The organism is Puia dinghuensis, assembly GCF_014642875.1.
Lineage (GTDB): Bacteria > Bacteroidota > Bacteroidia > Chitinophagales > Chitinophagaceae > Puia > Puia dinghuensis.
In genome coordinates this window covers 154,511-179,793 of the sequence record NZ_BMJC01000003.1, presented here as the reverse complement: position 1 = coordinate 179,793, position 25,283 = coordinate 154,511, and the positions used below count along the sequence as shown (strand labels likewise).

The following is a 25,283-nucleotide window of genomic DNA, read 5'->3' as shown; positions in this document are numbered from 1 at the left end:
AATCCTCCTTTTATTTTATAGTTAAAAATTCACGCGGCCCCGCTCATCATCAGCACTCCCACTGTGCTGCTGCTGTTGCTTTATCTTCCCAAACCGGTAGTTGAAGGTCAGCGTCAGATAACGGCTTTCCGGCCGGTTGACGGTCTTTGTAAAAAAGGTTGCCGCCTCACTCGTCTGGCCGGGCCTGGACTGATAAAAGACATCATTGATATTCGCTGTCAGCGTCCCCTTGTTCTTCAACACCTTCTTATTAATGCCGGTGGAAAAATAACCGTCTGACAACGCATAGATGCGGATGCCTTCCAGTCGCCGGGTTGTATAGAACCCCCGCAGATCGAGACTCCACCCCTTCCCAAAAGGAAAATTGTTATTAAAGTCACACCTGAACACCGATATCTGATCAAGTACATCCCCCGTATTGGCCGGGTCCGATAATTTGCTGTTGATAAAGCCGGCCAGCCAATTAGCATTCCACCATTTGGTCAGCGCTCTGGAATAAAAAACGAACAGGAAAATATTCCTGCGAAAGGCGACATTTTCTTTGGTCTGGATCGTGATAAGATCATTCCCCTGGCCCGAACTCTTGACCACCCGCGCGAACAAATTGTCGAATTTGATATAATCCAACAAGACGGAGAAGACGCCCTTATAATGGTAGTTCACCTGGATATCATTGACATATTCGGGCTGCAACGCCGGATTGCCCTCGCGGAAGCTGTATTGGCTAATAACATACCGGAAGGGGTTGAGATCGAGATAACTCGGTCTGTCCATCCGCCTGCCGTAGTTGGCATCGAACGAATGGACATTGTTGGGCTTATACTCGATATAGGCATCCGGAAATACCTGGAAATAATTCCGGGTAAACCGGTTTCCCTGCACCAACTCATTACCCCGTGCCACGGTCTGCTCAGCCCGGACACCGACTTCCACGCTCCATTTTTTATTCAGCTGCTTGCTGACATCGAGATAGGCCGCGTTGATATTCTCCGTATAAATAAAATGATTAGTAAGCGCAGCATCCGGCTGCCAGCTTTTTTGCACCGTATCGTATTGCGTATATTCAGCGTCATTATCCGTCCGCACATAGCTTGTCTTTACCCCGGCTTCCAGCTTCGACTTCCCGGCACTATCCAACGGCCGACTATAATCAGTCTTAAAAGCGTAAATATCTATCTGCGACGGTACCACCCCATTCACCAGATAGGGCGCAAGCGCATTCCCATTATTGTCGTAAAGGTAATTGTCTGAATTCTGGGTGCCAGGACTATGGTAATAAAGATAATCGGCATCCGCACTCAGCTCCTTCCCCTTCTTCAGCTTCTGTTGCAGATTGACGTTTGCCCCAAAATTGGTCACAGGACTCTGCGTGCCATTAATAAAATTGGTATGCTGCACCATTCGGTAAAGGCTGTCATACAAATTGATAGGCCCATTCGTGACACTGTTATTGGTGCTGAACAGTCCGGTGAGATTGGCGCCCAGCGTCGTCTTCTTCGAAGCCTGGTAGTCCAGCGAAAGCCGCGGGGTATGAGACACCCCATCCGAAATAGTCGAGGTCTGGTAATCCTGGTACTGTGAAAATGGAAAGCCATAACCCGATCGGAAAGAAGATACTATATGCTGATCGTTAAATTTCTTATTATCCGCGATCCCATAAGAGAAATTGAGGTTCAACTTATCCTTCCGCCAATTCAGTAGAAAATTGTCCCGGGTCTTGAAATAATATCCAAAAATGGCGCTGGTGGTAACACTCCCGTATACCCCATCGGCCTGATTCTTTTTCAAAATAATGTTGATCACTCCTCCGCTGCCCGCGGCATCATATTTGGCGGGTGGCTGGGACATGATCTCTATCTGATCAAGCGTACCCGCGGGCAGTCCCCGCAGATAATTCAGAAGGTCCTGCCCGGAGAGATAGCTGAGCCGGCCGTTGATGTAGACCACTGTACCGGGCCTCCCATTCAGGTTGATGATACTGGTCATATAGTCGATGGTGATCCCCGGACTTCGTTCGAGCACATCCAGCGCCGATAGCCCCGGATTAAAGAAGGGTGAGGCGGCGACATCCACTACCATTTTATCCAGTTTCCATTCAACAAAAGGTTTCTGAGAAACGACGGAAGCAGCCTTCAGGTCTTTCACGGCCGGCGACAACCGGATATCCGGCGCCACAACAACCGCATCCGAACTATCCATGGCAATAGCGCCACCGGTATACCGTTGATAGCCGACGCAGGTGATGGAAAGGAAATAATTACCGGCCGCTACGCGGCCGAAAGCATAGGCTCCTGTCTTGTCGGTAACAGCCGATCTGACAACAGCAGAATCCTTCTGCCGCCGCAGCAATACCGTGGCCGCTTCCACCACCTGCCCCTCTTTGTTAAGAATGCTCCCCAGCACCTTGCCGCCAGCCCCCTGGGCGAACAGCAATAACGGACAAAAGGCAAGCAGCCCGGTTACAAGGACAAGGAATAGTTTGGTTGTTTTCATGCCAGTTTTTTCTTCAAAACTTGGCATTATTCTCATTGGCCATCATCTTATTACACGGAAGCACCGCACCAGTATAAATACTCCGTAACAAGGGATGCCAGCCGCTCCCGTCGGTGACAAAAGCACTTCGTCCCCAAAACAACAACCCTGGTGTAAATAGAAGGAAAAAAGTCACCGTCAATGCAAGGAAGCGCTAATTTCAGGTATGCAAAAGCTTCCCTTTATATTTTCTAATGAGAGAAAGTACCGGCTGGCGAGACATCTTGTCTTCTGGGTCGTGGCGCTCTTTGGCATGGGCCTGGTGGGGATGGGCGTCCGGCCCTTGTTCAGCATCGAGGTCTCCCATGGATCCATAAACGAACATTTGCTGCAACCTATATTATATCTCCCGGGCCAATTGGTTATTGTCTATGCCTTACTGTATTTCGTGATCCCCCGGTATATTTTGCACTCAAGATATCCCGCCGGCTTTCTCTGGATAATCATCCTTAGCATCCTGGCCGGGTTCATCGCCGCGGCTTCCTACGATCTGCTTTTCCCTTCCTTCGATCGGTATGTCATGCACCGCACCGAACCCACCGTCGTCATGGGCGGCATCAAGATCAAACTCCCCGCACCCACCTACGACCCGTGGCTCAAACAAATACCATACAGCTTCTTCTTTGGCTTACAGGCATGCCTCAACGTAGCCGGTTTCGCTGCTGCTATCAAACTGATGAAACACTGGTACGAGAAAGAATACCGCAACAACATCCTGCAAAAGGAGAAACTCGATGCCGAACTGCAATCCCTCAAAGCCCAGCTGCACCCCCATTTCCTGTTCAATACGCTCAATAACATCTACAGCATCACCGAGAATACCTCTCCTCTGGCCTCCGGGATGCTCCTGAAACTGTCGGCCCTCCTGCGTTATATCCTCTATGACTGCGACCGGCCGCTCGTCCCGTTGTTCCAGGAGTTCCGACTCATCGAGGATTATATCTCGCTGGAAAAGATCAGGTATACCCATCTCGATCTTACGGCTCATCTCCCCGTAGATAGCGATCATTATACCATCGCCCCCCTGTTGCTGCTGCCGCTGGTGGAGAATTGTTTCAAACATGGCACCAGCAGGGTGATCGAACAACCCTGGATCCGCATAGATGCTGAATTGAAGGACGACTGGTTATTCGTGAAATTGATCAATGGCCGGCCCACAGGTGAAGGAGGTGATAACTTTACGGAAGGCATCGGCCTCAGCAACGTAAGAAAACGGCTGCAGCTGCTATACCCGAACAAACACGAACTGAGCATTATTTCCGAACAAGACCTTTTTATCGTAAATTTTAAGGTAGAATTACAAACCAGTAACCCGGATGGAGCCCGGTCCGCCCAATCCAATTATGCCGCCAATGGATAAGCCGGTTAAAAAGATCAAATGCCTGGTCGTAGACGACGAGCCCCTCGCAAGAGAAGTGATCAGCCGTTTCATCGCCCGCGTCCCATCCCTGCAGCTGGTGGCCGAATGCGAGAACGCCATCCAGGCGATGACCATCGTCCAGCAACAGGAGATCGAACTGGCGTTTGTCGATATCCAAATGCCGGAACTCCTCGGTACGGAGTTTATAAAGATCCTGCAACACCCGCCAAAAATGATCCTCACCACCGCCTATCCGGAGTACGCCCTGGAAGGCTACGATCTGGACGTGGTGGACTACCTGTTAAAGCCGATCCAGTTCGAACGATTCTTGAAGGCGATAAACAAGGCGGCGCTGCAGATCGGCGTGACCCCACAACCCGCTGCCCCTCCGCCGGCAAAGCAGGAAGAAAAACCGGAGTCCTATTTTTACTTTCGCACCGATAGGAAAATGGTAAAGGTCATGCTCGATGAGATCATATATATCGAAGGGATGAAAAACTATATCCGCATCATCACCGACAAAGGCGCCATCATCACCAAGAATTCGATGGCTGCCGTGGAAGCCATGTTGCCCGAAGCCGCCTTTATCCGAACCCATCGTTCTTACATCGTGTCAAGATCGAAGATCCGGTCGTTCACCGGCGAGGTCATCGGAATAGGCAGTACCGAGATACCCATCGGCAAATTGTTCAAGAATAATGTGATGAAAGCATTGGCGCAACAAGCCTAAGCTGCAAGGCCGTCCCGCCTGCGCTGCAGCACGCCAAGCAACACTGCACGACCAGGAAAGCCGCCACCGTTCACCTGCACAGTCACTTCGCCAGGCCCGGCGACAGCTACACCGGTAGTCGTCATGACAGGGACTGGCTTCATCTTGACATCCTTTGCAGGGCCGGGGTGCCGCGTTATAGGCGCACGCTGTGCTACCTGCATGCCGTCATCCATCATTACATCAAAATAATAGGCGGTGGCAAGAAACCTCCGTACATGCTGTCTCGACTCGGCGGGCAGATAACGCTCCAGCTGCCGGTAGTCATTGCTGTTTGCCCGGCGGATTGCCTTGAAGACCGGGAGCGGACCGGCATTATAAGCTGCCAGCACCAGCAGCCAGTCCTTAAACGTATTATGCAGATCGCGCAGGTACAAAGCAGCAGCCTTCGTACTCTTGTAAAAGTTGGTCCGTTCGTCGGCCGTACTGTCGACTTTCAGCCCAAGGTCATGGGCCGTACCCGCCATCAGCTGCCAGGGACCTTTTGCGCCGACCCTGGAGACAGCCGTTGTCTTTAGATCGGACTCTATTACGGCCAGGTATTTCAACTCCACCGGCAGGCCATAATGCTGTAGCACGGATTCGATGATGTGAAAAGGACGCTTGCTTCGTTGCTTTACAGCAAGAAGGGACTCATCATTCTCCCGGATATAGGCATGCACGAATCTCATCTCCTGCTCTTGAGGGGATGAAAAAGCAACCATCGTTTGGGGGGTTGATGATGATGTGGATTGGGTCGGGGGTTCTGTTGGTTCAGAAACCGGTCGACCGGAATTGGCGTCAGATGGCATGGCCATGACAAACGCCAGCGTACAAATAAAGGGCACTTTCGACTTCAACATCGTTTTAAGTTTACGTAAAACAATGCCGGTCCCAGGTATGGATTACTGCGTGTGAGGGTTAAGCATAGAGTAGTGGAGAATTGTAGGCCCGCCGTGGACTCGGTGAATGGGTTTTTCATTCACGGTGGCGACAACTTAATCGAACAAAGATAATATCCGTTTTCCGCCCCTCATAAGTGCTTTTACGTGGTAAAACCACGACATCGGACAATTGCTGTATCGCTTCCGAACGGGTCCGATTACGCGCAAAATGGCAAGCGTTTGATAACCAGCTGGCTATGGCATTGGCATATTTTTAGGTTTCCCTTGATCATGCTGTACAACTACCTCAAAGTCGCCCTCAGAAGCCTTGCCCGCAACAAGGTTTTCTCCTTTATCAATATTTTTGGCCTCGCTATCGGGCTCACCACCTGCCTGCTGATCATGTTCTTCATCTTCAGCGAATCGGGCTACGACCAGCAAAATAAGGATGCTGACCTCATCTACCGCGTCCCAACCGTCGCCACATTGGCCGGACAAAAGCAAAGAGGCTGGGCCGCCGCGCCTCCGGCTCTCGCCTGGGCACTGAAAACCGATCTGCCGGAAGTAGCCGTTACTACCCGGCTGCTTAAATTCCCCGAGATAGACAACATGCTGCTCACGGCCGGGCAGGGCGACAGCCGCAAACAGTTCTACGAATCCAATGCCTATTACGTCGATTCCACCTTCTTTCGTGTCTTCACCTATGACTTCAAGTACGGCGATGCCCCTACCGCCCTCGATGTCCCGAACAGCGTCGTTCTCTCTGAAACAGTGGCGCAGCGGCTGTTTGGCAACGAGAACCCGGTGGGCCGGCCGGTGACCATCGGGTTACGTTTTGGCAATTTCGACTATACGGTAAGAGGGGTATTCCGGGATAAAGGCCTCAAATCCCATATCCCCGCCCATTTCTTTTTATCTATGCATAACAGCGATGTCGGCGGCGCCTGGGTGGATAATCAGACCAACTGGGTGGCCGGCAGCATCTTTCACACGTATATCCGGCTAAAGAAAGCAGTAGACCCCACCAGCTTTGAAAAAAAGATCAACGCCGCCATCGGCAAACGCGGCGGCACCGAGTTGAAAGAAGTAGGCATCTCGCGGTATTTCTTTCTCCAACCCCTCACCCGCATCTATTTGTATTCACAGCTGGACGACGAGATCGCTCCCAACGGCAATGTGACTACGCTCTATATCCTGGGCAGCATCGCTGCTTTCATCTTACTCATCGCATGCATCAACTTTATGAACCTTTCCACCGCCCGGTCGGGGAAAAGAGCAAAAGAGGTCGGCGTCCGCAAGGTCATGGGGGCGGAAAGGCGATCGCTCGTCTATCAGTTTCTGGGTGAATCCATCGGGTTGAGCATTCTTGCCCTGTTGCTCGCGCTGGCGCTCACCTGGCTGCTCCTGCCGCTTTTCAATACCGTGGTGCAAAAACAGCTACAACTGTTTGATGAACCCCGCATCTGGGCATGGGTCGCCGGGCTGACGCTGGTCACTGGCATCCTGGCCGGACTCTATCCTGCTTTCTACCTGTCTTCGTTTCGCCCCATCGCCGTACTGAAGGGAAAGCTGCTCAACAACTTCTCCGCCCTCACCATCCGGAAGGGATTGATCGTCTTCCAGTTTACCATCTCCATCTGCCTGGTGTCCGGCGCCATCATCATCGCCCGGCAATTGAATTACCTCAACACCCAGCCGCTGGGTTTTAATAAGGAGCAGCAGATCGTTCTCCCCTTACAAAGCAAGGAGGCCGCGGCAAACTACACGGCCCTGAAGAACGAACTGGCAAATATTTCAGCTGTCCGTTCCGTCACTTGTGGGGAAACGTATCCGGGCATTACGAGCGTCAATGACATGGTCTTTTATGCGGAAGGTAAGACTTCCAAAGACCAGATAGATTTCAACCTTAATGCTGTGGAAGGTGATTATTTCCAAACGCTGGGGCTTACGCTGCTCGAAGGCCGGACTTTCTCGAAAAACATCGATGCAGACTCTGGTAGCGTCATCGTGAATGAGACGGCGCTAAGACAACTGGGCTACGATCGCAAAACGGCCATCGGGCGAAAGATCTATACTTCCTTCACCGGCATCCCACGCCTGCATAATTCAATGGAGATCATCGGCGTGGTGAAGGATTTTAATTTTGAGAGCCTGTATAACCCGATAAAGCCCTATGCATTCACTACTTCCTTGTGGGATAGGTACGTCTATGCTATCGCCAGCCTCGGCACCAACGACTATGCCGGCGTCATCAAAAAGGTAGCCGCTACCTGGAAAAAGATAAACCCGAGTGTGCCATTTTCCTATTCCTTCCTTGATAAGGATTTTCAACAGAATTATGAGAAAGATCAGCGTACGGGGGAGATTGTTCGCTATTTTACCATCGTCACCATCCTCATCGCCTGCCTGGGGCTGTTTGGCCTGTCGGTCTTTTCGGCTGAGCAACGTACCCGCGAGATCGGCATCCGCAAAGTGCTGGGCGCCTCGGTGACCAATATTACCCTGCTGTTGTCCCGCGACTTCCTCGGCCTCGTCGTCATTGCCATCCTCATCGCCTCGCCGCTGGCCTGGTATGGAATGCATAAATGGTTGGAGGGATTTGCCTATCGCATCAGCATCAGCTGGTGGCTCTTCCCCCTGGCGGGCCTCATCGCCGTTGCTATCGCCTGGCTAACCGTCAGCTTCCAGGCAATAAAAGCGGCTATCGCCAACCCGGTAAGGGCGTTGCGTAGCGAGTAAGCCGGGGTCACTTGCGTCCCGCCACCCTGCAGCCAGGCCGGCCCCCTATTTCTTCTTCTTGGAAGGCTTTGCTTTTTTGTTGAAATCGAGCGCAAGATCGATCCAGTAGTCGAAATCCTTTTGCGTCTTCATGCCCCGCTCGTCGACCATGATAAAACCACTCATCGGGCGGTTCGTAAAATCCATTGTCCGGCAACCCGTCCTGGCGATGGAATCTTCGTGCAGCGCCGGGTCGATGCGGCACATCAGGTCGTCCTTGATGATGCCCACACACATTTTCCCGTTGTACATAAAGGTGAGCCCCCCCATCATCTTCTTCTCTTCGACGTTGCGAAGGCCCGCAAAGCGGGCCCGGACCCTGTCGGCTAATTTTTCATTATAGGCCATGCATTAAATTTATCGCTTTTTCCCCAATTCCGCCAGATCAATGATTTTTTACTATTTCCCGGCCCCGCCTTTGCTCAACTTTGTATCGACAAACAAATCATTTTATGAAACAATTTCAAATCATCAACGGCCTTAAGATGGCCTACGTCGAAGCAGGCCAGGGTGACCCCATCGTCTTTCTCCATGGCAACCCCACCTCATCGTATATCTGGCGCAACATCATTCCATATGTAGAAGGGATGGGTCGCGTCATCGCACCCGATCTCATCGGCATGGGCGATTCTGAAAAGCTGCCCGACAGCAATGGGTATACTTTCTTCGAAAACCGGAAATACCTCGATGCCCTGCTGGACGCACTCGACGTCAAACGCGACATCATCTTTGTTGTTCATGACTGGGGTTCCGCCCTGGGCTTCGACTGGGCGCGCCGCCATCCCGGTGCAGTAAAAGGCATCGTATACATGGAAGCCATTATCCAGACCCGCAGCTGGAGCGAACTTTCTCCCACTGCCCAACAGATCTTCCAGGCGCTGCGGTCGGAAAAAGGCGAAGACATGGTGCTCCGGCAGAATTCTTTCATCGAATTCAACCTGCCCAAATCCATACTTCGTCCCTTGTCAAAAGAAGAACACGATGAGTATCGCCGCCCCTTTTTGGAACCTGGCGAAGGGCGGAGGCCCATGCTAAGCTGGGCGCGACAGTTGCCTATCGAAGGCGAACCCGCCGACGTCGTAAAGGTTGTCGATGATTACGGTGATTTTATGGCCCACAGCCCGATCCCTAAACTATTTATCGAATCCAGTCCCGGCGCCCTCTCCGCAAAAGAAAGAGAGTTTTGCCGCACCTGGCCCAACCAGACGGAAGTGACGGTTAACGGCCACCACCACCTGCAGGAAGATGCGCCGGATGCCATTGGTGAGGCTATCGCAGCGTGGATAACTACTGTCTATAAAGATCTCCATTCAGGTATTTCAACCCCGAGTCACAAATGATCGTGACGATCTTCTTCCCGGCTCCGAGGACCCTGGCCCGTTGCATGGCTGCCCATACATTGGCGCCCGAAGTGATGCCCCCGAAAATACCCTCTTCCCGCGCCAGCCGCCGTGCCGTCGCATAGGCATCCTGGTCGGAGACGGCCACGATCTCATCGGCAAGGTCCAACCGGCAGATCGCCGGCACGAATCCCGTTCCGATGCCTTCCAGGCGGTGCGTCCCCGAAATATCACCGCCGGAAAGTGCGCGCACACCCAGCGGCTCGATGGGGATGCAGCGGATGCCGGGTACCTCCTCCTTCAATACTTCGGCGTTGCCCGAAAAACAACCTCCCGTACCTACACCCTGGATAAACTCCGCAATGTCCTTACCCAACACATCGATGATCTCTCTCGCCATGGCATGGTAGGCATTGCGGTTGTCCACGTTTTTGAATTGGTCGGTCCAAAAAACATTTGGCTGCTTGCTCAATTCCCTTGCCCGCTCGATCATATCGTCGATGAGCCGGGCCGTTATCTTGCCGTTCTCGCTTGGGAAGAGCTCCAGGTCAGCGCCAAAAGCCTTCATCGTAAGCAATTTCTCCATGGAAAAAGCATCGGAGGACACAAAATGCGCCCGGTATCCCTTCGTGGCGCAAACCATAGCCAGCGAGCTTCCCGTGCTTCCACCGGTGTACTCCACCACTTTTCCCCCCGGCTTCAGCTGCCCCCGTTGCTCCGCACCTTCGATCATCGACAGCGCCATCCGGTCCTTCATGCTACCGGTGGGGTTCGACCCCTCATACTTTACATAGATATCGGCGCATCCCGGCTCCGACAGCCGCTCGAGTTTTATCAACGGTGTTTTTCCAATTGCAGGCATAATGGTTGGTTTAAATAGCGCACCGAAGTTAAAGGTTCTTCCCCGCATTGCCGCCCACATAATCCATCACAAAGCTGACCATCTTATCACACCGGGAAAGGTGGAATTGGTAGATCGACTCCTTCATATAGGAGTTGAGACTTTCCCGCAGCATCGATTTCGCCCTGTTGAGCCGCACCTTTACGTTCGATTGCTGAATGCCGGCTATCTCGGCCGTTTCCCGGACAGAAAGATCTTCGATCTCCCTTAAGACGAAAACAAGGCGATATTTTTCCGGCAGCTGCGCGATCGCGTTTTCCAGCGCCTGGCTCAACTCCTTGCTGGCCATAACATTTTCCGGCGTTTTCATGTTGATAAAATTTTCGCTGTCCTGGGATACAGGTAGAATCCGGGTATGATCGCGCCTGGCCTTATAACATTGATTGAGCATAATTCTCGTCAGCCAGGTTCCAAATGCACTGCGGTATTCAAATTGCTGTAGGTGCTCGTAGGCGCTGATATAGGCTACCTGCATCGCCTCTTCCACCTCCTGGTCATCGCCCAGCACCGACATGCCTACCCGGTAAAGCCGTTGGTTATAACGCCGGATAATAATCTCGAAAAGCTCTTTCTCACCCGCAGCTATCTGTTTGATTAGTTGCTCGTCCGGGGCCTGGTTCGATATGGCATTTAACTGACCTATCATGGCCATTGGATAAATAAGATGAAAAAAGGTTACGGGCCGGGCAGGAGATTTTTTTGTAACCTTTTGATAAGTGCTGAATCCAATCTATGAAACAAAACGACTTTTATGGCAACGATTAAACAACTCCAGGGCACTTTGAAGCTAACTTTCGGCATTGTACCGATTGTGGCCGGCCTTGACAAATTTACCAATTTGCTGACCCATTGGGTGGATTATTTAGGGAATAACAAAGGAATGATCCCATTCGATCCGCTTGTATTCATGAAAATTGTCGGGATCATCGAGATCGTAGCGGGCATCATCGTGCTTGTGCGGCCGCTCATCGGTGCTTATATCGTGATGATCTGGCTGATATGTATAGCATTAGAACTGCTCGTCGGCGGCAATTATTTTGATGTGGCCGTCCGGGATCTGGTGATGGCAGTAGGCGCCTTTACCCTGGCGCAATTGACAAGAATGGAAACCGCCCAATCTTAATCCAGGTCAAGACTATTTCTTGATAAAAGTCATTGGGCGAGCCCCTCTGGCCGGCGGATATTTGCCTTATCAAAGCAAACATTAACCAAAAAAAGAATTAGTCATGGCACAAGTAAGTTCAAGCAAGGCAAAGGTAGCCGTCATCGGGCTCGGCAACATCGGCGGCATCGTTGCTGCCAATCTGGTAAAAGGTAACCGTCCTGTTATCGTAGCAGACCGAACGCTGGAAAAGGCAAAAACGCTCGCCCAAAAGCTGGGCAGCCTGGCTCGACCCATGGAGATCCCCGCGGCTATCAATGAGGCAGACATTATCGTTTTAGCCATTTATTTTAATGCGATAAAAGAAGCGCTCGCCAAATATGCCGCGGAGCTCCAGGGAAAGATCATCATTGATCCCTCGAATCCCATCGCTCCTGACGAAAAAGGCGGGTTTAAAAAGATTATTGGGGAAAAAGAATCCGCCGGCCTGCTGCTCTCTAAACTACTTCCCAAAAATGCAAAATTGGCCAAAGCCCTGGGTTCATTAAGTGCCGGCTCTCTTGCCGGTGCTGCCTTCCAAAAGCCTGAACCAGCCGTCCTGTTCTATGCTACGGATGATACAGGTATCGATGCAACAATCGAAGACCTTATCCGTGATGGTGGTTTCGAGCCGGTACGCGTCGGCGGTATTGATCAATCTATCCGCATCGAGGTATTTGGCGACCTGGCTGAATTCGGTGCGCTAGGCAAAACAGTTACACTCGCCGAAGCAAAAACGAAGCTTTAGCAACTTTACCTTATCTTAAGGGTCTAGTCATAACAAAATGAATAGTCCCACTACTGTCTATCTCGAATCCAAGAACCATTACCCTATCCTTGACGGGCTGCGTGGCGTGGCTTCCGTCCTGGTTATTGTCTTCCATGTATTTGAAACCTTCACCGGTGGAAACCGCTTTATCCAGATGATCAATCACGGCTACCTGGCAGTCGATTTCTTCTTTCTGCTGTCGGGTTTCGTGGTAGCTTACGCTTATGACGACCGCTGGGATAGGATGACAACCTGGGATTTTTACAAACGACGGCTGGTCCGCCTGCAGCCCATGGTAGTGATGGGCTCCGTCATTGGCGCGGCGCTTTTTTACTTCCAGACAAGCAGTGCTTTCCCGCTTATTGCGGGCACCCCGGTATGGAAAATGCTGCTGTTGATGCTCATCGGCTGCACGCTCATCCCCGTGCCCATTTCGATGGATATCCGTGGTTGGCAGGAAATGCACCCCTTGGACGGACCGGCCTGGTCGTTGTTTTTCGAATATATTGCCAATATCCTGTATGCGACAGTGGTACGTCGTTTCTCTAAACTGGTGCTTTCGATATTCGTATCCCTGGCAGGCTGCATGCTGGTCCTTTACCTGGTCTTAGGCCCCCAGGGCGACCTGATAGGCGGCTGGTCGTTGGATAAAGATCAGCTCTTCATCGGTTTCACCCGTGTGCTGTATCCGTTTTTTGCCGGGGTGCTGCTTTCGCGCGTTGGAAAACTCATCCATGTCAAGGGCGCATTTTGGTGGTGCAGCCTGCTCATCGTCATCGTGCTCTCCATACCCCGTATAGGTGATGAACATCACCTGTGGCTCAACGGTATTTACGAGGCATGCTGTGTGATCATCGTTTTCCCGCTCATCGTGGCTATCGGCGCCGGAGGACACATTATCGATCCACACTCCGCAAAAATATGTAAGTTCCTGGGCGATATTTCTTACCCGCTATATATCACCCACTACCCGCTTATTTACATCTTTACTGCCTGGGTGGTCAACAATAAGATACCGCTCGGCATCGAGGGGATGCTGGTAGGCCTGGTGCTGGTGATAGCAAGCATCGTTCTCGCCTATGCCTGTCTTAAATATTATGACGAGCCCGTTCGGGAATGGCTGAAAAGGAAAGTTTTCAACTACCAGCTGCCTCGATGATCGCATCGGCGAAAGCCTTTGGCGCCTCTTGTGGGAGGTTATGACCGATGCCGCCACTAATGGTATGGTGAACATACCTGCCTTTGAATTTGGCGGCATAGGCAGATGGTTCCGGATGCGGTGCGCCATTGGCATCTCCTTCCAATGTAACGGTTGGGACGGTGATCACCGGTGCGGTGGCCAGTTTCGTTTCCAGGGAGTCATACTTGCTCTCGCCATCCGCCAGGCCAAGACGCCAGCGATAATTATGGATCACAACGGCAACATGATCGGGATTGTCGAACGAGGCGGCCGACCGCTCGAACGTGGCGTCGTCGAATTTCCATTGGGGGGAAGCCTGCTCCCAGATGAGTCTTGCAAAAGCATGCGTATTGGCCTGGTACCCCATCCTGCCCCGTTCGGTAGCGAAGTAAAACTGATACCACCATGCAAATTCTGCTTTTGGCGGCAAGGGCGCCTTGTTTGCCTGCTGGCTGCCGATGAGGTAACCGCTTACCGATACCATCGCTATACAGCGCTGAGGCCATAAGGCCGCCATGATGTTGGCGGTTCGTGCGCCCCAGTCAAAGCCGCCAATAATAGCTTTTTCTATTTTCAATGCATCCATCAATGCGATGATGTCGCTTGCTACGGCTGCCTGCTGGCCGTTTCTGGGCGTTTGTGGGGATAAGAACCGGGTTGTGCCATATCCGCGCAGATGAGGAACGATAACCCGGTAACCCTTAGCCGCCAGTAGGGCCGATGCTTCCGCAAAACTCTGAATATCGTATGGCCAGCCATGAAGAAGAATGACGACCGGTCCGCTACCCGGGCCGGTCTCGGCATAGCCTACATTCAGTACGCCGGCATCTATCTGCTTCAGCGGACCGAGCGATGTATGGGCAACCGGCTTGATCGGGGATGCAACAGCCGGTTTTTTTGTTTGCGCAGCTGCAGATTCTAAAATGCCGATTGATGGTCCGGCGAGCGTTAGTGCCGCAGTCGCAGCAGTGCTAAGAAAATGACGCCGGGTTTGATTGTCGTTATACATTTCCATTTTTTGCTGAACAGCTGCAACAATTATTCCAGCAAAATGCTCTTCCCGGGAATACTGTCGTTTTCATCAAAGTATAGTTTTGTTTCATATTTAACTGAATTAACAGTAAAATATACTACATAAGAACAAACTACTACTAATCAAATAATTATAATGCTGTAGCAAAGTCGTATTAATGGAATATTTCATCGCATATCCCCCGCATTTACGAAATATAGTAGTAAATTAAAGTACTACATCGAGGGCTGATTATGTATGCGCAGTTGCTAACAACCAAAACATCGAGAGAATTGTTCTCCCTCCTAAGACAAAGCCAGCCAGACACGCCTCTAATCTTGTCCACCCAAAAACCTATTATATGAAAGAAAAAGTCTTGATTGTGGAAGGCGGGTATGCGGAACATCGCCCCGGCCCGGTGATGCCCGGGTTTGAAGGGATCATTGGTAAAAGTCACCTGCTGCTCAATGTGTTCGATAACATTATCCAGGTGGCCCCTACAGATACCTCTATATTGATCCTTGGAGAAAGCGGTACGGGTAAGGAGATGATCGCAGGTTGCATCCATAAGCTGTCCCTGCGAAAAGATCAGCGGTTTGTCAAGTTGAACTGCGCGGCGATCCCACCGACACTCATCGAATCAGAATTGTTCGGCCATGAGAAAGGAGCATTCACCGGGGCTTTTGACAAAAGAATAGGCAGATTCGAACAGGCGGCCAAAGGCACTATCTTCCTCGATGAGATCGGTGAAATGCCCCTAGAGCTGCAAGCCAAGCTGCTGCATGTACTACAGGATAAAGAAGTAGATCGCATCGGCTCGAAAGCCCCGGTAAAAATTGATGTACGTGTCATCGCCGCCACAAACCGAAACCTGGAAAAGGAAGTAGCGGATGGCCGTTTTCGCCTCGATCTGTATTACCGCCTAAATGTAATTCCCATCACCCTGCCCCCGTTGCGCGATCGGAAAGAAGATATTATAGACCTCGCTGAATATTTTATCGATAGGTATAATCGTAAGTCAGGAAGGAAGATCGCCGGCTTGTCCGATCGGGCGATAAAGAGCATGATGGCCTATCACTGGCCCGGCAATATTCGCGAACTGGAGCATATGATCGAACGCTGTGTCCTGCTGGCAAAAGGGCCGATCATCGAGGACATCCCGGTCAACCCGAAAAATGACCAGGGGGCTGGCAACCCGGAGACCCAGATAAAAACGATCCAGGAAAACGAACGCGACCATATCATTGCCGTGCTGCGGAAGTGCAATGGAAAGATATGGGGGCCTGGCGCCGCCGCCGAAATTCTGAACCTTCCCCCTACCACCTTACGATCGAAAATGAAAAAACTGGGCATCCAAAAAGGATATTGAATCGGATGCCCAGCTCCATATTAATAGTCGGTGCCAATGATGGCTGCCGGCCTGGTGGCATCCACGAAATCCATCGGGATGATCCCATATCTCCCGTGTGTAGCTGCACCGAAATACGAATTGATATCCGGATTGATGGTATTCGAGACATCAGGGATGTTCGGGATAAAACCCAGGATGGGATAATAGCCGCTGGTGAAGCTAATATATAGCGCTGTAGGGTCGCCGCTTAGCGCGTTGCTCAAATTGGCAGTGATCTCGCTCCATTTGGTATTGTTGTTGTTGACGACATAGTCATCTTCGACATGGAGAGTGGCCGTCCCGGTGGAGGTGGTGAAGGTCGTATTATCGCCCCAATTCGTGGCATCGATGCCGTAAAGGTTGCCATCTGCAGCGCCTGTCGCAGAATCATAGGCATTGAATCGTCGAAGCAGGACGATCTTACCTCTTACTGCCCCAAGGTTGGGAACACTGGTCCCCATATAAAATAGGTTGGAATTGGAAGCATAATAATGCTGGAGGAATACCTGCTCGAAACTGAGGGTATTGCCGCTGGCCGTATACTCTTCCTTGACGCTCATGATGATAGTTTCATTCGGGTGGGCGGCAAAGAAAGTCTTGCAGGCGTTGAGTACATCCGTAAAATTGAGATGCTGGTAGATGGACCCGTGATGGATGGCAAAAGAATCGTTGACGTTGCGGCAACGGATGTCCAGGAAACGGGACCCGGCATTCAGCTGATCGCCAAGGGACAGGGACTGGCAGATGGCCGTACCGGCTATAGGTTCGTAGCGGGCACAGGCGTCATGTGAACCGGGAATGGACAGGTTTGCGAGGTTGATATTGTCGCTGATCGAAGCCATCCAGTCTGTTGCCGCAACAGAAATCAGACGGGCTGCCGTCGACGTCGTGGTTTTCCTGGGACTGTTACCGGGAATGGCCTCATCCGGCTGCAATGCCTTCTTACAGGCAGTCGATGAAAGGATGATCGAAACGAACAAACAAAGAGCTTGGAGGGAGGTTTTTTTCATAAAAGGATGTTATATGGTTAGCCATAAAGATAGTCGTGGCGATGACATATCTACTGCGGTTACCCATAACAGATGAGGAGTTAACGATTTGATAAAAATAAGCCTCCCCATCCGCATAACGACCCTTATAGAACATATTTGGTCACTATGTAAAAAAGCCGCCTCCGCGTCTCAGCTACTCCTTTCCAGCCCGATCTTCCGGAAAAAGTCCGAGTCTGATAGCGGCCTTCACCAATCCGACGGCGTTTTTCTCATCCAGCTTTTGTAAAAGATTGTAACGGTGATTTTCAATTGTACGCAGGCTTACGCAAAGCTTGTCCGCGATCTGTCTGTTGCTCAGACCGGCCGCGATGAGCTGTAACACTTCTTTCTCCCGCATCGTCAGCTTGTTCTTTTCTCCCAACCTCTTCGCACCTGGCTGTAACAGGTCTTTCAGCAGCTTTTCTTTTAAAGGCTCATCCACGTAAAGCTCGCCATCGGCAACCTTCCGTAAGGCCTCGGCCAGGATGGCGCCGGTGGCCCTTGACTTTGACAAATAGCCGTAACATCCGGCCTCCATCAATTCGCGGACCAGTACAATGGATTCATCGGCTGTCATTATCAGGATCTTTATGCCGGGATAGTTCTGCAGGATCCTTTTGGCCAGGCTGGCGTCCTTTGCATCGGCGAGGTGCACATCGAGTAAAAGTACATCGGGGAGCTGTTTCCTAAGTGCTTGCAGCAATGCCTCTCCCGTATTATAGATACCCGAGATGTCAATATGATCATATGCCGCCAGAGCCTTGCTCAGACTGTCCGTTACTAAAAGGTGATCGTCCGTGATCATTACTTTTATCATGCCTTCTGGCTTGTTTGTTTCCTGAATTTTCGCCACTGGCGGATCTTGAATTCGATGTAGACGGTCGCTCCATTTCCGGGTCTGCTCTTGATATCCATGTGCCCACCCAACTCTTCTACCCTCTTCCTGGCGTTTGACAGTCCGCTTCCCGGCCGGAAGCCCTGCCAGGTCTCGAAGCCAACGCCGTCGTCCTCCACGGTGAGGGCCAGCAGCCCATCCCTATCGCTTACCTGGACCAGCAGATTAGTGGTCTTCGCATGCTTTACGGCATTTTGCACCAGCTCCTGTACTATCCGGTAAAGTGAGAGCTCGATGTCCTTGCTTAGCGGCGATGGCTCACCCAGCACCTGTAATTCCGTCTTCACCTGGGTGAGATCAGTCGTGTTTTGACACAATAAGGCAATGGCGGCAAGCCAATCTTTTTGAACAAGCAGTTCGGGCATAAGGTTGTGGGCAGTGTTTCGCAGTTCTTTTGTTGCCTTCTCGAGCTGGCTGGCGATTTGGCTGAATGAAGGCGTGGTCCCTGTCTTTTGTGCATCGCGCTCAAGCGTTTCCATCCCCAGCCTGATGCTCAGCAGTTGGCTGGCAATGCCGTCGTGAAGTTCGCGGCTCAATCTTTGCCGCTCAGTCACCTCTCCTTCGATCTTTGCCTTTAATAAGGCGATCTGCTGTTTATTGCGGCTGTTACGGTACATCAGAAACCAGGCGATTCCGACCAGCAGGAGCACAAAAAGGATGAAAAGGAGTTGCTGTCGCTGGGCCATTATCTGCTGGTCGCGTTGAATGACGCGTAGCTTTTCCGCGGAGAGTTGTTTGTCTTTTTCAGCACTCTGGTATTTGGCTTCGATCTCTACGATCCGCCGGGCATTCTCGTTGCCCCGGAGGGTATCCTTCAGCAACGCATATTTAGACATGAATTCGGCGGCCTTTCTGAAGTCGTTCAATCCCGTATAGGCTTCGGATAACCCCTTATATACATTCACAAGGTTGTCCTGCTGCCCTTTTTCCCTATACATTTGCAATGCTTTCAGTAGAAAGTCCTCTGCCTTCGAATATTCTTTGAGGTTTAGATAGGATTCCCCGAGCCAATAGGTTTGGTTAAGGATATAGGTGAAAGCCCCATAGGCCAGCGCGGCATCGTATGCCTCTTTCATATACGCCAGCTCTTCCTTGTAATTTCCTTTGCTGCTATATGCTTTGCCAACCATCGAGGCCCCTTCGATGATATTCAGCCACTGCTTCCGGGGCCGGGACAAGGCCAGCGCCCTTAGCCCGATGGCCTGGCTTTTTTCATAATCGCCCAGTTTGTCATATACGGTTGCCGAGTTGACCAATGCCATCGTTTCATACGTCGTGTCATTGAATGCTCTCGCCAGCCCGGCTCCCTGCTGATAGTAGCCGAGTGCCTTTTGTTCGTTGTCTGCCCGGTCCTCAGCCATTCCCATAATGTTCAGCGCTCCGAATAAACGCTTGTAGGTGAATTTGTCCGGCAGGGTATATAAGGAAATAATCTTTTGATCATACCAGGCACAGGAATCATACCGGCCAAACTCGAACTGTGTAAGGGCCATGAAATACCACAGCTCCACTTTCAGGCTGTCCGGCTGCTGGTCGGCGCCGGGCCGGCTCATCGCATGATGATATAGATCGGGTATCTTCGAATACTCCCCTTTTACATAATATTGCTTAATAAGCTTCGCCCCCTGCGCAGGATCACTCATCGGTTGTTGCCCCAAAACGGTTGAATTCCCCTGCACGAGCAAGCAAATCCGGATAAAAACCAGCCACAGGAATACCCGGCACGCTTCCTTCTGAGTAGTTTTACTCAGATGCCCGGTGGTTCCCTCATTTTTCAATTTGGTTGTTCTTACCTGGATGGCCTGCATAAGTTTAGACTAATTTAGCTATCCTGGCGTAATTATTTCCTCACCAAAAAAGTTTGTTATGAAAAATTCGATTTTTCTGAATTCCATTAAAGCGATTTCGGTGGCGGGTTCTCTACTTATGGGCGCCATTGTTACGGGGGCAGGAACTTCCCCGGTGAAGCCCCATTCACATGCAGCCACCAGGGTTAACAACATCGTGCTGGTGCATGGGGCCTGGGCCGACGGCTCGGGGTGGGAAGGTGTTTACAAGATACTTAAGGGCAAGGGATACAACGTTACGGTTGTTTCCAACCCGAACACGAGTCTGGCGGAAGATGTGAGAATTACAAAGGCTGTCCTGGCGCAACAGGACGGGCCGGTGATCCTGGTCGGGCATTCGTATGGGGGGGCGATCATTACGGAGGCTGGAGATGAATCTATTGTAAAGGGGTTGGTGTATGTAGCTGCATTCGCGCCTGACGCGGGGGAATCTCTTTTTAAGATGCAGCAGGGGGCGCCTGCCGATCCGAATTCCCCGGTTCTGCCGCCAAAAGATGGATTCATTTGGCTGGACAGGGCGAAATTCCACGCGGCGTTTTGTGCCGACGTGCCGGCTGCACAGGCAGATTTTATGGCGGCTTCCCAGGTACCGCCCGGGCTGGCGGCATTCTCAACCGACCTAACGACAGCGGCATGGAAAAATAAGAAGAGCTGGTATATCGTGTCGAAGCAGGACCATATGATCCCGCCGGATGTGGAGCGGAGTATGGCAAAGCGGGCAGGTTCGGTGGTGACGGAGATCGACGCGAGCCACGCGGTATATGTTAGTCACCCTGCCGAAGTCGCGGCAGTAATTGAAAAAGCGGCAAACAACTAAATACACGATCCTCAAAGCCGCCAAAGCCGTTGGTTCGTAAAAGCCGGCACGAAATGACGAGATGTCGGAAACGACGCCGGCTAACCCTGTAGACATCATGCTGATTGTCAGCCACGCATTCCATGGCACGGATTTGGCCCTCCTGATTTATTCTTCAGCATAAAAAATTCAGCAGCATGAAACAAGGGAAAGTCTGGCTGGTCACAGGGGCCGGCAAAGGATTTGGCTACGAGATCGTAAAAGCAGCATCGGCTTCCGGCGACAAGGTGGTCGCGACCGTCAGGAAGGAATCGGAAAAGGATATTTTCGACGGCGACCCGAACGTCCTGGTCCTCGGGATGGACGTCACTCTGCCAAAACAAGTGGAAGCCGCGGTGGAAAAAGGGATTGCCCGATTTGGCGGACTGGATGTGATCGTCAATAATGCGGGCTTTGGCATCGTTGGGGCTATTGAAGAAATTTCGGATGAAGAGACCAGAAAGCAGTACGACACGAACGTATTCGGCGTATTGAATGTGATCCGCGCCGTGCTGCCGCAGCTGAGGAAGCAACGGTCGGGCCATATCATCAATATCAGCTCTCTTTTTGCCTACGACGCCATCCCGGCATGGGCGCTCTATGGGTCTACGAAATTTGCTGTGGAAGGCATTTCGGTAGGATTGGCGATCGAACTCGCGCCCTTCGACATCCAGGTGACTGCGTTGGCGCCAGGACTGTTCCGCACGAATTTTCTCGACGCCGGTTCTTTTTTAACGCCGGCTAATCCGATCGGGGATTATGACAAGACTCCCGCGGGCCAATATCGAAACAACGCGGGCGCATACCACGGCAATCAGGCAGGCGATCCGGCTAAGCTGGCAAAAGTTGTAGTGGCGCTCGCTGCCCAGGAGCATCCTCCCCTCCACCTGCCCGTTGGACTGGATTCCCTTCAATCTTATCGAAACAATGCCGCCCGTACTTCCAGGGAAATAGAAGAATGGGCAGGCAAATTTCCAGCCACGGAGGTCTGATCCGCCGGCTGCTGCTCAGGCCGGCCGGCTGGTGCTCAGGCCAAAAGAATAAGCGGGATCTGTAGATTGGTCGGCCTGTTGGCTGGTTTGTCGAAAGGCCGGCCATCTATATTCCTGCTGCCGTTGAACAACAGGTTTTCATGGAGATAAATGAGGTCGTACTCGGTAAAATATTCCCCGGCTTTCAGCCCGAATGCCGGCACTGATTTACTCAATACGCTTTGGGGTACATTCAACTCCCAGGGGGAGATACCGCCGGACGGTGCACCTGCATTCAGGGCCGCTACAAACGCGGGGTTAAGGATCGTTATGTCGAAAGAAATGTCAGCCACATAATCCGCCTCGTATGCCCCCGGCGCGATCGGGTGTTCGGCGCCATAATGCACATGACCTTCAATTCGCATTTCTACCACCGGAGCCTTACCGAATGGGTCCGCGTAGTTGATAAAGATCAGCCGGAAAGTATCCGCTTGAAAATAGCTGAATCGCCTTGAACAATAAAGAGGCTTTATATCGCCGGTGGCGGTCTTCACGGTGCTGGGCCTTATCTCCGGCGCGATGCTCACCCAATCGCCCTTGACCAGTTGTTGTTTTATTTTATCGATATTCATACGTGAAAATTAGGATTTTGCAACCTCATATTGGTTGCAAATATCAAAGAACCCGGAGAAATCTTCCTACCTTCAGGGGCTATGTGCGTGATGACCCGGAGTATTTTGCTGTTTGCCCTGTCCATCCTTGGGCTGGGTGAAACATTGTGTGGACAACGTGATAAAAGAACCGACAGCCTTAAAACGGCTGCATTGCAAAAAGAAGCAAAAACATGGATGCAGCGGGCGGAAGTAACAAATTCCCGGAAGCCTGCACTAAACGCGAAGATCAAAGCCTACTCCCGTGCCCGCCAGATATATCTGGAGTTGCATGATACCCTGAGCGCGACCAATACCCTTAAGACGATCGCCGACCTTCACCTGGGCGAGAACGACCTGGCGATCGCAAAGAAGGAATTGCTGGAGGTACTCAACACCTACCAATCCATCCGGTTTCCACAGCTTTATTACACCTACGACCTGCTTCGGGCCGTCTGCAAAGCTCAGGGCGATATCGCGGGCGAGATCTTTTATGCCATAAGGATGATCAAAACGACGGACTCGGTGCAAACCGACATCGGCGACCTCACCTATTTCAATATCCGCATGGCGGAAGCCTACCGGGATGCGGGCATGAACGAACGAAGCCTCGTATACACGAAAAAGGCTTTCGATCTGAGTCGAAGCAGGTCAAATAGTTTGCCACCCATACTGGCCGCCAGCGCATATGGCCTCGATCTGGTGGGGAACGACAGCCCTGCCAGGGCCGTAACCATTCTTTCTCCATTCTATAAAGGGGAGACGAAGGCTGACACCATCGCAAAGGTCCATGCAGACTACATTCTTTGCCTGGCTTATACGGCCCTGAAGAAACCGGATCTTGCAGAGCAGTCCGGTCTGAGTTGTGTTACGCTGGCTGAGAGCTTCTACAGCCATCATTCGGATATATTTACCCATCACGCCATGGTATTGTTCTATGCCGGTCTCTCGGAAGCATATATTTTGCACAGGGAGTTCAAAAAGGCCGAATGGTACCTCAACAGGATACATTTTGATCGTAGTGTTCCGAATTACCTGATCGACCTCCGGCGATGGGCCTTCGACCGCGCCCGCATCGATTCCGGAATGGAAAGATTCGATTCGTCACTATATTATTTTCAGCTTTATAAGGTGTACAGCGACTCTCTCTACGGGATTGCAAAGACCGTACACTTTACGGAGATAAACACAAAATACGAAACCGAAAAAAAGGACAAAGACCTGCTGCTTCTGCAAAAAGAGAACCGGTTGCAACAGGAGCAGGCGCAGCGATCCCGTTTCGCTCGAAATACGATGATCGGCGGGATCCTGCTACTCCTGGCTTTTTCCATCCTGATCTTTAACCGCTACCGGATAAAGCAAAGGCTCGCAGCGCGGCTGGAAGGGCAAAAGCAGGAGATACTCGATAAGAACACTACCCTCGAAAAGCTGCTGCATGAGAACGAGTGGCTTCTTCGTGAGGTGCATCATCGGGTGAAGAATAATCTCCAGATGGTGACCAGCCTTCTTCAATCCCAATCCGTTTTTCTCACCGATCCAAAAGCTGTCGATGCCGTTGCGGAAAGCCAGTCCCGTGTCCAGGCCATGGCCCTTATCCATCAAAAATTGTACAGCAACGTGGCCGTCTCTACCATCGACATGCAGGATTATATCACCGACCTCATCGACTATCTTCGGGATATGGTTCGGCCCGATCAGCGCATTATCTTCGATATCCAGATCGAAAAGGTGAGCCTCGACGTCAACCAGGCCATACCTATCGGGCTTATCCTCAATGAAGTGATCACCAATTCCATCAAGTACGCCTTTTACGATATCCCTGATCCCCGCATCCGGGTCTGGTTAAGAAAGATGCAGGATCAAAAAATCGAGCTTTTTGCAGCCGATAACGGCCAGGGACTCCCTCCGGGGTTGGATGTCCACGCTGGAAATTCCTTCGGCTTTCGACTTATCCAGGGGCTGGCAGAAGACCTGGAGGCGACGCTGACCATAGTGAACAATGGCGGCGTCGAATATTTTTTCAGCTTCCAGGCGACTGCATTTCCACCGCTTACATAAACTTATCCAGAAACGAATTCGCCTCATCGACAAACATTTCCGGATACTGGAAAAAAGAGCCGTGAGACGAATCCGGATAAAAAGTCAATATCGCATTAGGGATCTGCTTGAACAGCTCGACGGAAGATGCGCTATTCATCATCTCATCACTGCTCCCCTGAACGATCAGTACGGGATGGGTTATGGAGCCGAGGTTCAGCGTCACAGGGTCCGTGCCCCAGCGGGTAAGGGCTTTTATCTGCGCCTGGATAGCGGGCATTGATGTCTGTTTGTCCCTATCGTTCTCTCGTTCCATGAAACGGGCCTGCGCAGCCTTGATCTTTTCCCTGCTTTTTTCGGAGGATGTAGCGAAGAGATATAGGTAGCCCTCGGCCGGGGGCTTGGAGAATGCCCGGCCTACTAATTCAGGAAAACTATGTAAGGCCAGGGTTCCCTGCGGCGCGGTTCCTATCAGGAGTATCTTCCGGAATAGTTGCGGATGGGTGATTGCGATAGTTTGGGCGATGAATCCCCCCAAAGAAAAGCCAAGCAGATCGCATTTGGTTATGCCCAGGGCGGTGATGATGCTGACAGCCGTTTTTGCCATATCCTGCACATTGTCCGGTGTTTCCCCACCCGAATTGCCGATGCCGGCGTTGTCGATGGTGATCACCTGCCTTTCCCGGGCCAGCCCATCGATCACCTGCGGGTCCCAATTATCTAATGTTCCGGTGAAATGTTGTAAACAAATGAGTGGGAGATCCGTGGACTTACCAACCCGCCGGTGGGCATATGATATTCCGTCTACGGCAACGTATTCGGTTGCGGCGGCTGCGTAACGCGTGGCCGTGCTGTTTGTCTGAAGCAACATGGGGAATTGTTTTGTCAAAGGTCGCAACCGCGAATCCCCGGCGATTGCAAAAATCAATGCCATCGATGCAAAATTCAAAGGTGGCGGGTTGTCGTCGGCCGGCAACGAATT

At 51.6% G+C, this 25,283-nt stretch carries 22 protein-coding genes; 11 read left to right on the top strand and 11 right to left on the bottom strand.

Annotated features, from left to right (window positions below; all coding sequences use genetic code 11):
* Positions 1 to 21: 21 nt before the first annotated feature.
* A complete protein-coding gene (locus IEY39_RS14010) occupies positions 22 to 2,493 on the bottom strand; it encodes a TonB-dependent receptor (RefSeq protein ID WP_188932567.1) in 2,472 nt (823 codons plus the stop codon).
* A 205-nt stretch (positions 2,494 to 2,698) separates the two neighbouring features.
* Between IEY39_RS14010 and IEY39_RS14005 the strand changes: the two genes are divergently transcribed.
* The gene (locus tag IEY39_RS14005) at positions 2,699 to 3,892 is read left to right on the top strand and encodes a sensor histidine kinase (RefSeq protein ID WP_229688906.1); all 1,194 of its coding nucleotides are present in this window, start codon (positions 2,699 to 2,701) and stop codon (positions 3,890 to 3,892) included.
* The gene (locus IEY39_RS14000; RefSeq protein ID WP_188932565.1) at positions 3,885 to 4,622 is read left to right on the top strand and encodes a LytR/AlgR family response regulator transcription factor; all 738 of its coding nucleotides are present in this window, start codon (positions 3,885 to 3,887) and stop codon (positions 4,620 to 4,622) included. Before IEY39_RS14005 ends, IEY39_RS14000 begins: the two co-directional genes overlap by 8 nt.
* Here IEY39_RS14000 and IEY39_RS13995 read toward each other — a convergent pair.
* Positions 4,619 to 5,503, bottom strand: coding sequence for a lytic transglycosylase domain-containing protein (locus tag IEY39_RS13995; RefSeq protein WP_188932563.1), 885 nt, complete (start codon positions 5,501 to 5,503; stop codon positions 4,619 to 4,621). The two genes, IEY39_RS14000 and IEY39_RS13995, sit on opposite strands and share 4 nt — an antisense overlap.
* 312 nt (positions 5,504 to 5,815) lie before the next feature.
* On the opposite strand from IEY39_RS13995, the gene IEY39_RS13990 reads away from it, so the two are divergent.
* Entirely contained in the window at positions 5,816 to 8,263 is a 2,448-nt protein-coding gene (locus IEY39_RS13990; protein WP_188932561.1) for an ABC transporter permease, read from the top strand.
* A 45-nt stretch (positions 8,264 to 8,308) separates the two neighbouring features.
* Here the strand turns inward: IEY39_RS13990 and IEY39_RS13985 are convergent, their stop codons facing one another.
* Positions 8,309 to 8,650 (bottom strand): TfoX/Sxy family protein, encoded by a 342-nt coding sequence (locus IEY39_RS13985; RefSeq protein ID WP_188932559.1) that lies wholly within the window; start codon positions 8,648 to 8,650, stop codon positions 8,309 to 8,311.
* Positions 8,651 to 8,754: 104 nt separating this feature from the next.
* Between IEY39_RS13985 and IEY39_RS13980 the strand changes: the two genes are divergently transcribed.
* The gene (locus IEY39_RS13980) at positions 8,755 to 9,642 is read left to right on the top strand and encodes a haloalkane dehalogenase (protein WP_188932558.1); all 888 of its coding nucleotides are present in this window, start codon (positions 8,755 to 8,757) and stop codon (positions 9,640 to 9,642) included.
* Here the strand turns inward: IEY39_RS13980 and IEY39_RS13975 are convergent.
* A complete protein-coding gene (locus IEY39_RS13975) occupies positions 9,590 to 10,504 on the bottom strand; it encodes a PLP-dependent cysteine synthase family protein (RefSeq protein ID WP_188932556.1) in 915 nt (304 codons plus the stop codon). The genes IEY39_RS13980 and IEY39_RS13975 overlap by 53 nt on opposite strands.
* A gap of 28 nt (positions 10,505 to 10,532) precedes the next feature.
* On the bottom strand, positions 10,533 to 11,189 hold the full coding sequence (locus IEY39_RS13970) for a sigma-70 family RNA polymerase sigma factor (protein ID WP_188932555.1): 657 nt from the start codon (positions 11,187 to 11,189) through the stop codon (positions 10,533 to 10,535).
* A 105-nt stretch (positions 11,190 to 11,294) separates the two neighbouring features.
* Here IEY39_RS13970 and IEY39_RS13965 point away from each other — a divergent pair, with 105 nt between their 5' ends.
* From IEY39_RS13965 to IEY39_RS13955, 3 genes are all read left to right on the top strand, one after another.
* The gene (locus IEY39_RS13965; RefSeq protein ID WP_188932553.1) at positions 11,295 to 11,666 is read left to right on the top strand and encodes a hypothetical protein; all 372 of its coding nucleotides are present in this window, start codon (positions 11,295 to 11,297) and stop codon (positions 11,664 to 11,666) included.
* A 103-nt stretch (positions 11,667 to 11,769) separates the two neighbouring features.
* Positions 11,770 to 12,432, top strand: coding sequence for an NADPH-dependent F420 reductase (locus tag IEY39_RS13960; protein WP_188932551.1), 663 nt, complete (start codon positions 11,770 to 11,772; stop codon positions 12,430 to 12,432).
* Positions 12,433 to 12,469: 37 nt separating this feature from the next.
* Positions 12,470 to 13,612: an acyltransferase family protein gene (locus IEY39_RS13955; protein WP_188932549.1), complete on the top strand. Its 1,143-nt coding sequence runs from the start codon at positions 12,470 to 12,472 to the stop codon at positions 13,610 to 13,612.
* Here IEY39_RS13955 and IEY39_RS13950 read toward each other — a convergent pair.
* Positions 13,590 to 14,648 carry an alpha/beta fold hydrolase gene (locus IEY39_RS13950; RefSeq protein ID WP_229688905.1) on the bottom strand — a complete coding sequence of 353 codons (1,059 nt, stop codon included), beginning with the start codon at positions 14,646 to 14,648 and terminating at the stop codon, positions 13,590 to 13,592. The genes IEY39_RS13955 and IEY39_RS13950 overlap by 23 nt on opposite strands.
* A gap of 358 nt (positions 14,649 to 15,006) precedes the next feature.
* Between IEY39_RS13950 and IEY39_RS13945 the strand changes: the two genes are divergently transcribed.
* Entirely contained in the window at positions 15,007 to 16,014 is a 1,008-nt protein-coding gene (locus IEY39_RS13945) for a sigma-54 interaction domain-containing protein (RefSeq protein WP_188932545.1), read from the top strand.
* A 20-nt stretch (positions 16,015 to 16,034) separates the two neighbouring features.
* Here IEY39_RS13945 and IEY39_RS13940 read toward each other — a convergent pair whose 3' ends face one another.
* The 3 genes from IEY39_RS13940 to IEY39_RS13930 all read right to left on the bottom strand — a co-directional run bounded on the left by IEY39_RS13940 (position 16,035) and on the right by IEY39_RS13930 (position 19,769).
* The gene (locus IEY39_RS13940) at positions 16,035 to 17,045 is read right to left on the bottom strand and encodes a phosphatidylinositol-specific phospholipase C (RefSeq protein WP_188932543.1); all 1,011 of its coding nucleotides are present in this window, start codon (positions 17,043 to 17,045) and stop codon (positions 16,035 to 16,037) included.
* A 175-nt stretch (positions 17,046 to 17,220) separates the two neighbouring features.
* Positions 17,221 to 17,883 (bottom strand): LuxR C-terminal-related transcriptional regulator, encoded by a 663-nt coding sequence (locus IEY39_RS13935; protein ID WP_188932541.1) that lies wholly within the window; start codon positions 17,881 to 17,883, stop codon positions 17,221 to 17,223.
* Positions 17,880 to 19,769 (bottom strand): tetratricopeptide repeat-containing sensor histidine kinase, encoded by a 1,890-nt coding sequence (locus tag IEY39_RS13930; RefSeq protein ID WP_188932539.1) that lies wholly within the window; start codon positions 19,767 to 19,769, stop codon positions 17,880 to 17,882. Before IEY39_RS13930 ends, IEY39_RS13935 begins: the two co-directional genes overlap by 4 nt.
* Positions 19,770 to 19,827: 58 nt before the next feature.
* Here IEY39_RS13930 and IEY39_RS13925 point away from each other — a divergent pair, with 58 nt between their 5' ends.
* Positions 19,828 to 20,625 (top strand): alpha/beta hydrolase, encoded by a 798-nt coding sequence (locus IEY39_RS13925; protein ID WP_188932537.1) that lies wholly within the window; start codon positions 19,828 to 19,830, stop codon positions 20,623 to 20,625.
* A gap of 176 nt (positions 20,626 to 20,801) precedes the next feature.
* Positions 20,802 to 21,635, top strand: coding sequence for an SDR family NAD(P)-dependent oxidoreductase (locus IEY39_RS13920; protein WP_188932536.1), 834 nt, complete (start codon positions 20,802 to 20,804; stop codon positions 21,633 to 21,635).
* Positions 21,636 to 21,670: 35 nt separating this feature from the next.
* Here IEY39_RS13920 and IEY39_RS13915 read toward each other — a convergent pair whose 3' ends face one another.
* Entirely contained in the window at positions 21,671 to 22,246 is a 576-nt protein-coding gene (locus IEY39_RS13915) for a hypothetical protein (RefSeq protein ID WP_229688904.1), read from the bottom strand.
* A 192-nt stretch (positions 22,247 to 22,438) separates the two neighbouring features.
* Between IEY39_RS13915 and IEY39_RS13910 the strand changes: the two genes are divergently transcribed.
* Positions 22,439 to 24,322, top strand: a complete 1,884-nt coding sequence (locus IEY39_RS13910; RefSeq protein WP_188932534.1) for a sensor histidine kinase — start codon at positions 22,439 to 22,441, stop codon at positions 24,320 to 24,322.
* On the opposite strand, the gene IEY39_RS13905 is transcribed toward IEY39_RS13910, so the two are convergent.
* Positions 24,315 to 25,172, bottom strand: coding sequence for an alpha/beta fold hydrolase (locus IEY39_RS13905; RefSeq protein ID WP_188932532.1), 858 nt, complete (start codon positions 25,170 to 25,172; stop codon positions 24,315 to 24,317). The two genes, IEY39_RS13910 and IEY39_RS13905, sit on opposite strands and share 8 nt — an antisense overlap.
* Positions 25,173 to 25,283: the final 111 nt, after the last annotated feature.

Excerpts from the sequence above, each read along its gene's own strand:
- IEY39_RS14010 (WP_188932567.1), bottom strand. The coding sequence starts at position 2,493 with ATGAAAACAACCAAACTATTCCTTGTCCTTGTAACCGGGCTGCTTGCC.
- IEY39_RS14005 (WP_229688906.1), top strand. The coding sequence starts at position 2,699 with ATGCAAAAGCTTCCCTTTATATTTTCTAATGAGAGAAAGTACCGGCTG.
- IEY39_RS14000 (WP_188932565.1), top strand. The coding sequence starts at position 3,885 with ATGGATAAGCCGGTTAAAAAGATCAAATGCCTGGTCGTAGACGACGAG.
- IEY39_RS13995 (WP_188932563.1), bottom strand. The coding sequence starts at position 5,503 with ATGTTGAAGTCGAAAGTGCCCTTTATTTGTACGCTGGCGTTTGTCATG.
- IEY39_RS13990 (WP_188932561.1), top strand. The coding sequence starts at position 5,816 with ATGCTGTACAACTACCTCAAAGTCGCCCTCAGAAGCCTTGCCCGCAAC.
- IEY39_RS13985 (WP_188932559.1), bottom strand. The coding sequence starts at position 8,650 with ATGGCCTATAATGAAAAATTAGCCGACAGGGTCCGGGCCCGCTTTGCG.
- IEY39_RS13980 (WP_188932558.1), top strand. The coding sequence starts at position 8,755 with ATGAAACAATTTCAAATCATCAACGGCCTTAAGATGGCCTACGTCGAA.
- IEY39_RS13975 (WP_188932556.1), bottom strand. The coding sequence starts at position 10,504 with ATGCCTGCAATTGGAAAAACACCGTTGATAAAACTCGAGCGGCTGTCG.
- IEY39_RS13970 (WP_188932555.1), bottom strand. The coding sequence starts at position 11,189 with ATGATAGGTCAGTTAAATGCCATATCGAACCAGGCCCCGGACGAGCAA.
- IEY39_RS13965 (WP_188932553.1), top strand. The coding sequence starts at position 11,295 with ATGGCAACGATTAAACAACTCCAGGGCACTTTGAAGCTAACTTTCGGC.
- IEY39_RS13960 (WP_188932551.1), top strand. The coding sequence starts at position 11,770 with ATGGCACAAGTAAGTTCAAGCAAGGCAAAGGTAGCCGTCATCGGGCTC.
- IEY39_RS13955 (WP_188932549.1), top strand. The coding sequence starts at position 12,470 with ATGAATAGTCCCACTACTGTCTATCTCGAATCCAAGAACCATTACCCT.
- IEY39_RS13950 (WP_229688905.1), bottom strand. The coding sequence starts at position 14,648 with ATGGAAATGTATAACGACAATCAAACCCGGCGTCATTTTCTTAGCACT.
- IEY39_RS13945 (WP_188932545.1), top strand. The coding sequence starts at position 15,007 with ATGAAAGAAAAAGTCTTGATTGTGGAAGGCGGGTATGCGGAACATCGC.
- IEY39_RS13940 (WP_188932543.1), bottom strand. The coding sequence starts at position 17,045 with ATGAAAAAAACCTCCCTCCAAGCTCTTTGTTTGTTCGTTTCGATCATC.
- IEY39_RS13935 (WP_188932541.1), bottom strand. The coding sequence starts at position 17,883 with ATGATAAAAGTAATGATCACGGACGATCACCTTTTAGTAACGGACAGT.
- IEY39_RS13930 (WP_188932539.1), bottom strand. The coding sequence starts at position 19,769 with ATGCAGGCCATCCAGGTAAGAACAACCAAATTGAAAAATGAGGGAACC.
- IEY39_RS13925 (WP_188932537.1), top strand. The coding sequence starts at position 19,828 with ATGAAAAATTCGATTTTTCTGAATTCCATTAAAGCGATTTCGGTGGCG.
- IEY39_RS13920 (WP_188932536.1), top strand. The coding sequence starts at position 20,802 with ATGAAACAAGGGAAAGTCTGGCTGGTCACAGGGGCCGGCAAAGGATTT.
- IEY39_RS13915 (WP_229688904.1), bottom strand. The coding sequence starts at position 22,246 with ATGAATATCGATAAAATAAAACAACAACTGGTCAAGGGCGATTGGGTG.
- IEY39_RS13905 (WP_188932532.1), bottom strand. The coding sequence starts at position 25,172 with ATGTTGCTTCAGACAAACAGCACGGCCACGCGTTACGCAGCCGCCGCA.